General features: G+C 49.6%; 6 protein-coding genes and 3 pseudogenes. 8 read left to right on the forward strand and 1 reads right to left on the reverse strand.

Annotation, left to right across the window (positions count from 1 at the left end):
* Positions 1–94: 94 nt before the first annotated feature.
* The 8 genes and pseudogenes from ACTWJ7_RS09220 (at position 95) to ACTWJ7_RS09255 (ending at position 12,882) form a co-directional block, all read left to right on the forward strand.
* Positions 95–2,497, forward strand: a complete 2,403-nt coding sequence (locus tag ACTWJ7_RS09220; RefSeq protein WP_301881401.1) for an AraC family transcriptional regulator — start codon at positions 95–97, stop codon at positions 2,495–2,497.
* Between the two features lie 340 nt (positions 2,498–2,837).
* Positions 2,838–3,766: pseudogene (locus ACTWJ7_RS09225) on the forward strand (ABC transporter permease).
* 47 nt (positions 3,767–3,813) lie between these two features.
* Positions 3,814–4,699: pseudogene (locus ACTWJ7_RS09230) on the forward strand (carbohydrate ABC transporter permease).
* Positions 4,700–4,717: 18 nt separating this feature from the next.
* Positions 4,718–6,222 (forward strand): annotated as a pseudogene (locus tag ACTWJ7_RS09235) (extracellular solute-binding protein).
* 232 nt (positions 6,223–6,454) lie between these two features.
* Complete coding sequence (locus ACTWJ7_RS09240; RefSeq protein ID WP_443145358.1) at positions 6,455–8,434, forward strand: glycosyl hydrolase; 1,980 nt, start codon at positions 6,455–6,457, stop codon at positions 8,432–8,434.
* The gene (locus ACTWJ7_RS09245) at positions 8,425–9,789 is read left to right on the forward strand and encodes a hypothetical protein (RefSeq protein WP_443145359.1); all 1,365 of its coding nucleotides are present in this window, start codon (positions 8,425–8,427) and stop codon (positions 9,787–9,789) included. Before ACTWJ7_RS09240 ends, ACTWJ7_RS09245 begins: the two co-directional genes overlap by 10 nt.
* Positions 9,790–9,892: 103 nt before the next feature.
* Entirely contained in the window at positions 9,893–10,714 is an 822-nt protein-coding gene (locus ACTWJ7_RS09250) for a polysaccharide deacetylase family protein (RefSeq protein ID WP_301881404.1), read from the forward strand.
* 56 nt (positions 10,715–10,770) lie between these two features.
* Positions 10,771–12,882, forward strand: coding sequence for a glycoside hydrolase family 88/105 protein (locus ACTWJ7_RS09255; protein ID WP_443145360.1), 2,112 nt, complete (start codon positions 10,771–10,773; stop codon positions 12,880–12,882).
* Positions 12,883–13,122: 240 nt separating this feature from the next.
* Here ACTWJ7_RS09255 and ACTWJ7_RS09260 read toward each other — a convergent pair whose 3' ends face one another.
* Positions 13,123–13,998 carry a DUF72 domain-containing protein gene (locus tag ACTWJ7_RS09260; RefSeq protein WP_301881407.1) on the reverse strand — a complete coding sequence of 292 codons (876 nt, stop codon included), beginning with the start codon at positions 13,996–13,998 and terminating at the stop codon, positions 13,123–13,125.
* Positions 13,999–14,275 lie beyond the last annotated feature (277 nt).

Here is a 14,275-nt window from a genome sequence, read left to right on the forward strand (position 1 = left end):
GATTTCATCCATATATTCTCAGATGTATTTTGCAGGGGAGTTGAGGGAGTTCCCATGACAGTTAGACCATACGCAAGCAGGCAGGTGAGCGCTGATGGAACCAGCTAGGAAGGTAAGGCTATCCGGTAGACTCACGCGTTGGCCAGGGTTCACGACAGGACGACATAAAGGGCGTTTTTACCGAAACAGTCTAATGCTTATTTTGCTCATTGCCAGCATTCCCGGACTGATTACAGGCATCGTGATGTACCAGTTGGTCGTTGGCCGGATGGAAAATGAATTTAATCAGATGCACCAAAGCCAGATTGAGAATCGGGCACGCAACGTGGACGATCAACTCGCATATCTGGAGATGACCTTGTCCCATTGGGCTTTTGAACCCAGATTTGGCAACGCGCTGCGAACGCTGGACTTTGTGTATTATTTCAACGAAACACAGGAGATTGTCACCACTCTTTATGTGCTGCAAGGCTCCCATCCGCTTATCAAAACCGCACAGCTATATTTACAGGAACCGAAATCGATTTTGTTTAACCGGGATTATAACGAGTTGAAGGATGATGCGAAAATAGAGGCCTATGATCGCTATCTGACGATGGGCAACCATGTGTATTGGACAGATTGGGTTGCGAGCCAGAGCAGCGATCAGGCAGCTCAAGCGAAGGATAGTATTCTGCATACCGATTCAGGTAATGCACTGGTTCTTGTACATAAGATTCCGGGAGAAAGCATTAATCCATTCGGTGCGCTGATCATTACGCTGGATAATGAGAAAGTCGCCAGCTTATTGAAAACGCTTACTCCTTATGACGAAGGGTTAACGTTTCTCATGGACCAGGAGGGAAATACGCTCGTTACCGGGAATCCGGCAGCTGGGAAGGGAGACCTTGCTTTTGAGCAGCAGCTCAAAGAAGAAGTCGTCCTGCATGCAGACAGCCATTCCTTCCTCTTCAAATATGAGGACGAGACCTATTCCGTATCCTATGGATCTTTGAGTCGGATTGATTCGGACTGGACGTATGTCTCTGCAGCCCCCCTGACATCGGTGACCTCGCCGGTGAAGCTTGTATCCAAAATTATTGTTATTGCGAGCGCAGGCAGTCTTCTCCTGGGGCTGGTGTTATCCTGGTTTGCTTCACGCAGGATATATTCTCCCGTAGCCAGGATGCTTCACTTATTGACGCCGGGCAGGAATGAAGTGACACCAGACACCAGGCTGGATGAATTCCAGCTGCTGGAGCAGCAGTGGAACGAGTTGACTTCGCAGAGTTTAACGGCGCACCGGCAACTGCAGGAGCAGCTGCCGCACTTGCGGGACAGTTTTGTATTACAACTGGTGCAAGGGCATCTGTATGCCTATAACGAGCAGGACCTCCAGCGGCGAATGAGGAATCTTGGCTTTGAGGTGGAAGGCCAGCAGTTTTTGCTGCTTCAGATGTATTTTACGGGATATGCTCAACTGCAGGGTCGATTTGGTAGCCAGGATACGGGGCTGGTTACCTTTGCGGCAGTCAATATTATTGAAGAAGTTGCCAAAAATGTTTTCAGTCAAATTAGCGTGATGAACTTTCATGACCTGTCTTCAGCCATGCTTGTGATTGCTCCCGAGGACGAGCCTGTAAAGTCACAAGTGTTGTTATGGGGACAGGAACTGGTGGAAGTTATTGGTCAGACATTGAAAATGAACGTGACGGTGATGGTAAGCCGTCCGGCTGCTTCCCTGCAGGAATTGCCGGGATTATTCGTAGAGATGGAGCAGGCGGTTGCTTATCGCAGCGTGGAAGCAGGGAGCCAGATTCTCGATCTGGAGGATGAGCAATGTTTCCGCAGGACGGAAGAAGCCTCGTATCCACTGGGGCTGGAACGTGAGATTCTTCAGGCGATCAGGCTTGGGAAGAAGGATGAATCGGAGCGCGTACTGGAGCAATTTATGAGCGAGGTCACCCGAGCAGGCGGTTCCGAATTCCAGGTGCAGCAGATGATGCTTCAATTGCTGGGAAGTATTCAGCATATGATGCTGCAGACCGGGGTAACGCCTTACAAGCTGTTTGGGGGCTGCAACATGTATGAGCGCTTGTCCACCATTCGCGAACCTGCCCAAATGATGAAATGGATGATCGGAGAAGTATTACTTCCTTATATACAGGAGATCGAAATGCGATCCCACGAGCCGCTGAAGCAGGTGGTGGAACGCACGATGTTGTTTATCGATGAGAATTATCAAAATGAGCTTTCCCTGGAAGGCTGTGCAGATGCGGAGCAGATGACCCCTTACGCATTAAGCAAAGCATTCAAGCAGGTATCCGGTATGAATTTCATTGATTATTTAACACGGGTACGAATGGATGCGGCGAAGCAATTGCTGCGTGAGACCACGATGAAAATCAATGATATCGCAGGCGCTGTTGGATACCAGCACAGTTACTTTAATCGGATTTTCAAGAAACAGGAAGGCTTAACGCCGAGCCGGTATCGGGATCAATGGATGGGTAAATAAACCTGTGCATAAGACTTCAACGCTGACCGGAATCCCGCTTCATGGGACTCCGGTTTTTCACGTTTTACCTCGGAAACACCTTGGGAGCAAAGAAGGATAATATTGCAAAAATGTGCAATCTCCACTGCCAAAATAGGTCCAAGTCGAAGTGCAAATGGCGTTATAGCGGGCTTTCGGGTCACTTTGCGTAACCATGCAAAAAATGAAGGTTGCCGGAAACAGGGCAGCTGTATAGTCTGAATAACAAGTCATTTGATAACGCTTACATAAATAAGGGGGAGACAATATGAGCGGGAAGACGGACTGGAATGGAAATGGCGCTACAGCAGCTCAAGTGGAAATGGCCGCATTGCCGATGAAGCGGGAGTCCAACTGGAAGAGGCAGATCAAACGAAATAAATGGCTGTACGTGCTTGTGCTTCCCGGATTTTTGTACTTTGTCATTTTTAAATACTTGCCTATGTGGGGATCGTTATTGCCTTCCAGGACTATCAGCCTTTTCTGGGCATCCGCGACAGTCAATGGGTGGGCATGGAGAACTTTACGAACTTCTTCTCCAATCCGGACTTCTTCCGATTGCTGAGGAATACACTCGTCCTTGCCTTATATGATCTTATATTCTTTTTTCCGGCGCCGATTATTATTGCTTTGTTACTCAATGAAATCCGGGTCGCTTTCTTCAAAAGAACCATTCAGACGCTCGTTTATGTACCTCACTTTGTATCCATGGTTATTATAGCGAGTATCACTTATGTATTTCTGACACCGCAAGGCGGGGTACTGTATGACCTGATCTCCTGGATCACAGGCAAACCGATCGATGTATTGGCGAGTCCGGGATCATTCCGTCCGCTCATTATTGTTCAGATGATGTGGAAAGAGATGGGCTGGGGAACGATTATCTTCCTGGCGGCACTGGCAGGTGTGGATACAGAGCAGTATGAAGCTTCAATTGTGGATGGTGCAGGACGATTGCGGCGTATGTGGCATATCACGCTTCCAGCCATTCGCACAACCATTGTCATCTTGCTCATTCTAAGACTGGGGAACTTCCTGGATACCGGCTTCGAACAGATCTATCTGATGACCAACTCGCTGAATCGTGATGTGGCAGACGTATTTGATACGTATGTATACACCGTCGGGATTACGCAAGGTGCATTCAGTTACAGTACGGCTGTCGGGTTATTCAAGTCTGTGGTCGGGATCATTCTGGTGCTCGGCAGTAACAAACTGGCCAAGAAATTCGGTCATCCCGGAATCTATTAAGGTGTGTTGCCATCCATTGCCATCCATTCATAAGGAGGAAATCGCCCATGAACAGCCGTCTATACAACAGCCCTGCCGGCAGAGTATTCGATATTTTCAATTACGTCATGCTGGGGATTCTGGGCATATTAACCGTCCTTCCTTTCCTGTATATTATAGGAAATTCATTCGCGACCGAAGCCGAGATAACCGAACGCAGCTTTTTTCTTATCCCGAAGGTATTTTCATTCAGCGCATATGAGTATATTTTCTCCTCGTCCACCATCTTCCGCAGTATAGGGGTTTCCATATTTGTAACGGTTGCAGGTACATTGGTCAATCTATTTTTCACGCTGACGATGGCATACCCGCTGTCCCGAAGTGATTTTTGGGGGCGTAATGTCATGATGAACATGGTGATTTTCTCCATGCTGTTCGGTGGCGGGATGATTCCAACCTATCTCGTCATTCGTGGACTTGGACTTCTGGATTCCTATTGGGCCCTCATGCTTCCTGGCGCGATCAGCGCTTTTAACTTAATTGTTGTCAAAAACTTTTTTCAGCAAATGCCGCCCGGGCTGGAGGAAGCGGCCCGCATTGACGGCTGTTCGGATCTTGGGGTGCTGTGGCGCATTGTTCTGCCATTATCCAAACCGGTGATTGCCACATTTGCGTTATTTTACGCCGTAGGGCACTGGAATAACTTTCTCGGCCCTCCTGTACATTTCCGACAGTGACAAATGGCCATTGCAAGTCATGCTGAGACAGATCGTTCTGCTCTCGCAGGCCAGTGTCGGCGATATGGCGAACATGGACCCCAACTTTGTACAGCCACCGGAGCAGTCCATTAAAATGGCGGTCATTGTGGTCGGTACCATTCCGATTTTGCTGGTGTATCCGTTTTTGCAGAAACATTTTGCCAAAGGTGTCATGTTAGGTTCAATCAAAGGCTAAAGCCAAGGGGGAGAACGTATGGGACAAAAGACGGGATTTAAAAAAGGTGCATTGCTACTCTCTGCATTATTAGTACTGAGTACGGTTCTGGGGGCTTGCTCCACAGAGAAAGCAGGTTCAGGAACCGCTGCAGGGGGCACGGATCAGATTACGATCATGCTTCCGAACTTTGAAGCGGAGAATCCGCCAGATAACAGCCCTGTGATTCAGAAGCTTGAGGAATTGACCAAGCTGGATGTGAATCTGCAATGGGTACCGAGCAGCTCCTATGAAGACAAATTCAATATTACGCTGGCTTCGGGCAAGCTGCCCGATGTTATGGTAGTGCTTGGCAAATCTCCGAGTTTCATTAATGCGGCTCGTACCGGAGCGTTCTGGGAGCTTGGGCCCTATCTGAAAGACTACCCGAACCTGAGCCAGATGAATGAAATTATCACCAACAATGCTTCCATCGATGGCAAAACCTATGGCATCTACCGCGCACGTGCCCTTGGACGTAACGGTGTCACGATCCGCAAGGATTGGCTGGAGAAGCTTGGTCTGGAAGAGCCAAAGACCATTGACGAGTTTTACAACGTATTGAAAGCGTTCACGAAGGATGATCCGGACGGCAATGGTAAGGACGACACTTACGGTCTGGTGGCGAGCAAATTTACGGGTCCTTGGGATAACATGCAGATTTGGTTCGGTGCACCTAACAAATGGGGCGATGATGGAAACGGAGGTTTGATGCCTGCACATGAGACACCGGAGTATATGGAAGCGCTGAAATTTTTCCGTCAAATCTATAGCGAGGGTCTGGTTAACAAGGACTTTGCCGTGATGGATGCAACCAAGTTGTCCGATCCTTTTGTGAACGGGCAAGCAGGCGTGATGGTGGATGTGGCGGATAATGCACAGCGCATGGATCAGAAAATTTTGGAGAAAGATCCGGCAGCAACGGGACACGTGGATGTGCTTCAAGCAATGGAAGGTCCAAAGGGCCTTCGTGACATGCCAACATCCGGTTATTCCGGCATGATTGCCATTTCCAAAAGCAGTGTCAAAACGGAAGAAGACCTGAAAAAGGTGCTGAGTTTCCTGGATCAGTTGAATGAACCTGAGCTGCAGGCGCTGTTGGGGAACGGTCTGGAAGGCAAGCAGTATGAGAAAAAGAGGATTACATCATTCCGACGACCGACAAACTGGCGCTGCGAGACGTACAGGGTCTTAACCAGATCCTGATGTTTATTCCAGAGGACAAAACGCTGCGTGTGCAGCAGACACCTGTTCGCCAAAAGGTTGCAGAGGTGCAGAAAGCCAATGAGGAGATCGTCATTGCCAATCCTGGCGAACCGCTGATCTCTGACGTGTATGCCCAGAAAGGACCACAGCTGGATAACATCATTAATGATGCGCGTATCAAATTCATCGTAGGGCAAATTGATGAAAAAGGCTTCCAGGATGCCGTAGCACTGTGGAAAAGCAGTGGTGGTGATGACTATGTCAAAGAAGTGAATGAGCTGTACGCTGCACTGAAGTAGATTGATGTTCCAGAGCCCGGCAGCCTTGCTCGCAGTGTAAGGGCGGCAGCCGGGCATTTCCGTATATGCATTGCTCAGGCTATCTGAAAACCAGCTTCATCTCTTTTTGTGAAATATGGCTTCCAGTCTTTGGATTTTGATGTATAATCAATGCAAAACAAACTGATTTGAACTTAAATGAACGATATTGGTAGACGAATAGCCACTCTTGAACATACAGGGAGGAAGCGACATGTGGAACGGGGATGCATTTGAAAATCCTGAAGCGCAATACCGGGTTCATCCCTTTTGGTTTTGGAATGGGGATATGGAAGAAGGGCAAATCAAACGGCAAATCGCTGAAATGTTTGCACAGGGCGTAGGCGGTTTTTTCATCTGTCCACGTCAGGGGTTGGAGATTCCCTATCTGTCTGAAGCATGGTTTGACAAGGTACGGATTGCGGTGGAAGCGGCTGCTGCCTGCGGCATGCAGGTCTGGTTATATGATGAGTACCCTTATCCAAGCGGAATGGCCGGCGGTGAAGTGACACTTGATTTTCCCGAGGCGAAGCAGCGCCAGCTTGTACATCATCAATTTCATGTTCCTGGAGGAGAAGCTGTGGAGCATGAATTGCCATGGGGAAGAGTTCTAGTCGCAAAGGCAATACCCAAGGATGCGCACGGCAAACGATTATGGCATGAATCCATTGATTTGCGCAGCAATATCGGCAATATTCAGACGGATCAGGTATATCAAGAGACAGGACTCACGTCGTATAACCGTAAGCGGTTTTTTACATATCGAACGGCTTTCCGACTGTTGTGGGAAGCCCCCGCTGGGGAATGGGACGTAATTATCTTTCAGGAAGAAGAGATAGATGATTTCAAATATTACGGCAACTTTGTTGACCCGTGTCACAAGGAAGCGATGAGCCGTTTTATTGAACTGACCCATGACCGGTATAAGGAGGCAGTTGGAGAACAATTTGAAAGCGTAATCAAAGGCATGTTCTCCGATGAAATCGCGCCACTTGGGCGTATCCCGTGGTCTCCACAGCTTCCCCGATATTTCAGTGAACGCTGTGGTTACAGTCTGATTGAGGCCCTGCCCGCTCTGTTACATGGCGATGTTCCAGATGCAGAACGAATCCGGTATGACTATTACCAGTCGCTGCATCTGCTGCTCAGGGAGTCGTACCACAAGCAGGTACATGACTGGTGCGATGAGGCGGGGATTGAATATGCGGCAGAAGTGCCCGGGGTTCGGATGACCACGCAGTTGTTCAGCCACATGCCAGGTGGAGATTCAGCGCATGAGAAAATCGGACGCCCCTTATCCTGGATTCTGGAACGGTATGGCAAGAAAATGCGCGACAATCCGAAGATGGTCAGCTCGCTTGCCCGACAGCTGGGCCGAAGCCGTAATCTGATGGAGTGTTTTCACAGTGTAGGCTGGTCGATGACGTTGCAGGATGCCAAGTGGATGATTGATCGGATGGCAGCCATGGGCACCAACTTTTTTAACTTCCATGCCTTTTTCTATACGATTGGCGGACTTGCCAAACACGATGCACCACCATCCCAGTTCCTACAGAACCCGTATTGGCGTCATTTCCGACAGTTGGGAGATTACACGGGACGTTTAAGCTATCTGATGAGCACCGGAACAGCGGATATCCGAATTGCTGTGCTTGATCCAACGACTACGTTCTGGAGCCTGATGGGTAATCCGCTACACGGATTTGAATATGGTGGAGAGGACGAAGCAGAACGGACCAAGCTGGATCGTCTCACGAACGACTGGATGCGCATTAGCTCCCACTTGCTCGAAAACAGACGTGACTATGACCATCTGGACCCCGAGCTGTTGGCCGAAGCCGTGCTGGCCGATGGCACAATTCAGATTGGCGTTGCACGTTACGAGGTACTGATTCTTCCACCGATGCTTAACCTGGAGGCAGCAGCCTGGCAGCAGGTGAAACAGTTCGTGGAACAGGGAGGAACGGTCATTTCCGTAGGCATGCCACCATATGTAGCCATCCAGCCGGGGAGCCCTGTGGGAGATGAGGCCGCTCAGTTCTTTGGTGCAGGCAACCAGCCGCACGAGGCATATTGGGGCAATACGGAAGAAACAGATCACGACAGCGGAGAATCCATGTGGCGACGGGGGCAGGGTAATGCCTATTTTCTACCTGCGGGAACAGGTCGGGGGATGACTTCTCCTTGGAATTGATCTCCCTGCTGCTGGATCAGGTACTGCCCGAACCGATCTGTTGGATTATGGAAGAAGAAAGTGCGTCGCTGCTTATGCAGACCCGTCAATTATCGGACGGAGAGTTTATGATCTTTTTGTCCAACCAGGAGGGCCAACACCTTGAAGGGCAGTTGAAAATAGTAGCCAAGCGGTTATGGTCGAGTGTGGATCTATCGGCAGGTACACGTCTGCTGGCGGAACGGCTCGATCTGGAGACCGGACAGTGTGATCCATTACCATATACCAGCAGTGGTGGGGAGTGGTGCATTTCGCAAAAGCTTGCTCCCTATGAAGCCCATGCTGTGAAGCTTACTTTACAACATGCCCAAGAGGCATCTGAGGGGGATACTTTTACTCTGAACCAAACAGGGACGAAGTCTGGCGCGGGCCGTTTAGTTACTGAGACTGAAAACGCACCCTATACCATTCAGCTACCTTCGGAAGGGCCATGGCGTCTGGAAACCGTGCAGTCCAACACACTTCGAATGGGACAGTTCAACCTAAGGGCTTCCAATGCCAACGGTGTAATTTTTGAACGTAATCCTGTTGCAGTCAAACCTTTTATTGACCAGGCGGCAGAATTATCGGAGCAACATCACCTGCCGCTCCAGTTTAACCAGGTATTTGGCACACCAAAGAAAGCATCCGTTGCCTATCCAATCCAGTGCAAATATACGACTTCATTTGAGCTGAGGACGGCATTGCCAGAATGTCTGTTATTCATGGACAGGGTGGCTATAGCGGGTGAATGGACCCTAGAAATTAACGGACAACAGATTGGACCGGATCAATTCGAGTCGATTGAAATTACCGATCACCATAATATTGGCTGCAATATAACAGAGTTGTTACACAGTGGTTTGAATGAAATGAGCGTTACCGTACAGGTCACGAGGGATGAAGAAGGTATCGTTGATCCGCTGTATCTGCAAGGGAGATTTGGTGTGGAATTCCATCATGAGGGGATGATCTCTCTTGTTCCTGAACCGGATACAGCGATTCGGATTCAGCCAGATCCCCAACCGCTTTATCCCTACTTTGCAGGAGAGATGAGTTATAAACGTAACTTCTGGCTGGATGAGCCTGCTGAAGAGATGGCGTCTTTTGACCTGGAATTCATCGACTGGCGGGTACAGGATGTGGTAGAGGTACGGGTGAATGGTTATAGTCTGGGCATTCGATGTTGGTCTCCATATCGCTGGACGGGTGAAGCCTCCTGGCTTCGAGCAGGGGATAACGATATTGAAGTACGTGTTACCAATACATTGATTGGACTGCTGGAAGGTACGTATTTTGACTCAGCCAGTCATAGCTTGCGTGAAGCGGGTCAGTGATCCGCTGAAAAATTAACATTACGAGAGAAACGGGTATGTCGGGATTACGCTCTATCATTTTCTCATCTGGAGATTCTGACTACTCAAGAGGAGGAGGAACAAGATGGGACATCGCATTCAATTCGACCGGTATCCGGGTGGCATGATGAAAGCCTTGACGTTCAGTTATGACGACGGGGTAATACATGACCGCAGACTGGTGGAACTTTTCAATCGACATGGACTGAGGGGCACATTCAATCTGAACTCCGGTACGCTGGGCAAGCCGGGTCGGATCGAGACGGCAGAAGTAGCGGAATTGTATGCCGGGCATGAAGTGGCTGTACATACGGTCACCCATCCTACATTGCCTTACGTTCCGGATGAGCTGCTGACCGAAGAGATTATGGAGGATCGGAGAGCGCTGGAACAGCTTGTCGGTTATCCGGTACGAGGTATGGCCTACCCGAATGGGGGCTATGACCGTTCACTCAGCACCAAGCTTGAATGGCTCGGTATCGATTATGCACGCACGGTTGAATCCCATGGCAGGTACACACTGCCTGAGCGACCGCTTGAATGGCATCCAACCTGCCACCATAACCATGATTTGGCGGCTCATGCTGAACGTTATATCCAGCATACGAAGACAGGTACGCCACTCTTGTTATATGTATGGGGTCACAGCTACGAATTCAATGATAACGACAACTGGGAAATTATAGAACAGTTTGCTGAGCAGATTGGCGGCCGGGAGGACATCTGGTACGCTACGAACATTGAAGTGATAGCTTACTGGAGAGCAGTCAAACGTCTGGAATGTTCAGCAGATCGGTCCATCATTCACAATCCATCGGCCATCTCCGTCTGGTTTACGGTGGATCAGCAGGTGGTTGAAGTGAAGGCTGGAGAGATATTGCGACTAACCGAACGAATCAAGGTATAGGAAGGGAGCTGACGATCATTCGTTATTTTCATGAGAACGAGGCGATTGCAGGCAAGGTGTATGATTCAATTCCGGATATTTTGACCACGGTGGCCCAGCGTTATATTGGGGATCATCCGAAACACTCCTTTTTGTTCCGGGCGTACCATCGGGGAGGCTTTCGCAGGCTTGGGGATTACCGTTATGATCTGAATCTGGATGCCAAGTGGAAAGAGGCTCGTACAGGACAGTATGTGTACGTGTGGGGCAAGCTGTGGAGTCAGCAGGAGGCTACATTAAATACGGGACTGAACTGTTATAGTCCGGTGACGGTCTACGTGAACGGAGAAGAAATCTTCAAATCCGAGCTGTTGCAGGAGTTATTTCCCGAGCGTAGAACCCAGATTCCCATTTCCGTGAAGTATGGCTGGAACGATGTGTTACTTTGTTTTGTAAAAACAGAGGTGGGTTTCGGTGGTATTTACGGCACGGCTTCATTTAAAAATTTCCCGCTTCACTTCCTCACGCCAGGCGTCGATCGCCAAGGTCAGGAGGGCTGGTTGTACTCGGAGCCAGTCGATGAACCTGTATCAATACTCCCTCGTGATGACATGACTGAAGCAGAAACGGGTCTCTCCTGGTACCCGCGCAGGGACTGGACAGAGGAGGAATTGGGAGCGGGGTGTTTTAACAGAATTCTGACAGGTGCCACGGATTCGACAGATAAATCAGATTCAGCAAATCCATCCGACACCGAACAGCATCTGGTGGCTTATGCTTGGTCCAAGCTGGATGTAATCCAGCCTGGATCGTCACCAGTAATTTTACAAGGAACGCATGACGGTGCACTGACTTTATATATAGATGGCAGGGAAGTGTACACTGCTGCGGCTACCGGAACTTTCCATGTTGAGCTGCCTCGTCGCTATGGTGCTTGTGATCTCGTAGCCAAAGGTGAAACGAAGGCTGGGAACGGCTCCTGGGGATTTACATTGAATACTGGGGAAACCTCAGATTCAAAAGGCTGGAGATTGAGACCACCTCATCCGGTTGCAGGATGTTCCGATGTGTGGCTGTACACAGGTTTATTTTCGCTCGGCTCTGAACCATCTCCCGAAGACATCGTGGTAACAGATACCGTATTTGATGATGGAGCCCAAGGGGTGTACTGGCATGTAGATCTTCCCGAAACCAGTGTTCGTCCCTATTTGGAAAATACCCATTACGGGAAATGGAATTATCCACTTGGTGTTACCCTGCTTGGCCTTCTACAGATTGGACAGGAGTTGGGGCGCGACGACTTCGTTCAGTATGTGCGGGACCATATCGGCCTGAGTACGTCGTTTGACCGTTACGGTCTATGGGATCGGGAAGGGTACGGCGCCGCGGGAATCAATAATCAGTTGTCTGCCATCGACAGTCTGGATGATTGCGGTTCATTTGGCTCTACGCTGCTCGCAGCAATGGAACTAGGCGACATTCGTGGAGGCCGGGATACCGCAGATCGTATTGCAGACTACATCACGAATGAACAGGAACGTCTGGAGGACGGGGCCTTTTACCGTGTTCGTGGCAGCGGCGAGATGCGTCAGGAAACGATGTGGTGCGATGATCTGTATATGAGCACACCTTTCCTGATGCGTTACGGTCAGTTGACGGGAGATACTTCTTATTGGGATGATGCGATCAACCAGTTTCTCATGTTCCGCAAATATCTCTATATTCCCGAACAGAAGATCATGTCCCATGTGTATGATTTTGTGCGTGGGCGGGCGACAGGTATTCCATGGGGGCGCGGAAATGGATGGGTTCTCTTTTCGCTAACCGAACTGCTATCGATTCTGCCAAGTGATCACGTCAAACTCCCGGAACTGCTGAGCTTCTACCGGGATTTATGTCAGGGCTATCTGGCTCTGCAAGGTGAAAATGGACTCTGGCATCAGGTGCTGAATCGCACGGATTCGTATGAGGAAACCTCCTGCACATCGATGTTCATCTACGCCTATGCCCGCGGTATTCGTGAAGGCTGGCTGGGGCAGCCAGAAGCCTATCTGGATGCGGTGCGCAAAGGATGGGAAGGCATGACCCGTCTGTCCATCGATTATAAAGGCAATGTGTACGGTGTATGCCGAGGTTCCGGTTATTCCTTTACTGCACTCTATTACCGGGATGATCTGGGTGGATTCTGAACGATACCCACGGTATCGGCATAGTGCTCCTGGCAGGAATTGAGGCGTATAAAATGAACCAGCAGCTGAGCGGCATTTCGCTCGACTCTTCAGTTACAGCCGTGCAGCATTAGTACAGCAACCATGGGTTCATCACATATAGCCTAATGACCAATAAAGCGGCATAGCCCTGAGGCTTGCCGCTTTTTCTTTATGGATGGAAATATTCCGTTTACATTCTGAATTGCACTGAGTTGAAGCTTAAAACAGCTCCAATTGCTCCGGTCCCTCTTCCTCCTCCGGCTCCGTACGGTCAGGAAAGGGCTTCACAGGCTGCTCCAGCAGCTCCATCATCATCTGTGCATTCGCAGCGGCGTCGCCGCCTGAGTTGTTGTTGAAAATCACATAAACATCCTTGCTCTGCTCCTGCAATTGCTCCAGATAACCCTTCCACTCCAGCAGCTCTTCCTGGTTGTAGCGATAGAGATAACGGGTCTCGCGCCAATTAGGTGCACCATTCTGGTGCCAGCCTGATACATTGCGTCCGTGCATGCGCACCAGCGTCATCTCGGCATCGGTTGCCTCGGGGACGATGGGAATAGACCCCTGGCCTGCCTGAGGTTCATCACAGACACTGTGAATCCAGCCTTGCTCCTTCATAAAAGCCAGCGTTCGCTCGCGCATGCCTCCTTCATACCAGCTGCGATGACGAAATTCGAGAGCACATGGGATACCTTCCATTCTCAGCTTTACGTCACGCAGCTCATTGACATTGTCCCGATTGCATTCAAACCACGGCGGGTACTGGAACAAGGCTGCTTGCATCTTGCCTGCTTCCATAACAGGCTCCAGCGATTCGCGAAAAGCCTTATACATCTCTGAGGTGCTGGTGAAATAGGGCTTTCCTCGCAGATGTCCTGTCATCCCTTGATAGGCTTTGACGATAAAAGCAAAGGATTCCGGCGTCTCCGCTGCCCAGCGTGCCATCCGGTCCCGAGGCTGAACGGCGTAGAAGGAACTGTCTACCTCTACGGTCGTAAAATATTGTCCATACAGACGGAGCTTGTCTTTCGCTTTGGTACGATTGGGGTATAAATCTTCCTGATCTCCCCAGCCCGTAAGTCCAATCCGAATCATAAATAACACCTCCTGTTGCTGCTGCATATCTTATGTTAGCGTTATGTTTCAGTCGTCACCTGTCGTTCATGATGTGAAAATGCCATACTGGTTTGATATCAATCCTCTATGTATAGTTAACCGATTCGCGAGGGCCTGACTATGTTTAACATTATATCGTGTGGTTCCCGGCCGTTCAACGCAGACAAATCGTGGATATTTTTGAGTTTGAAGGATAAAGACGGTACAATGGCTAAAAGCTATAGAGAAATGATCCGGCTGGTATAACAGCGTATTA

It is taken from the genome of Paenibacillus sp. 1A_MP2 (assembly GCF_052244825.1).
GTDB classification, from domain to species: domain Bacteria; phylum Bacillota; class Bacilli; order Paenibacillales; family Paenibacillaceae; genus Paenibacillus; species Paenibacillus vandeheii.

Coding starts and splice junctions, on each gene's coding strand:
- ACTWJ7_RS09250 (WP_301881404.1), top strand. CDS start 9,893: ATGGGACATCGCATTCAATTCGACCGGTATCCGGGTGGCATGATGAAA.
- ACTWJ7_RS09260 (WP_301881407.1), bottom strand. CDS start 13,998: ATGATTCGGATTGGACTTACGGGCTGGGGAGATCAGGAAGATTTATAC.
- ACTWJ7_RS09220 (WP_301881401.1), top strand. CDS start 95: ATGGAACCAGCTAGGAAGGTAAGGCTATCCGGTAGACTCACGCGTTGG.
- ACTWJ7_RS09240 (WP_443145358.1), top strand. CDS start 6,455: ATGTGGAACGGGGATGCATTTGAAAATCCTGAAGCGCAATACCGGGTT.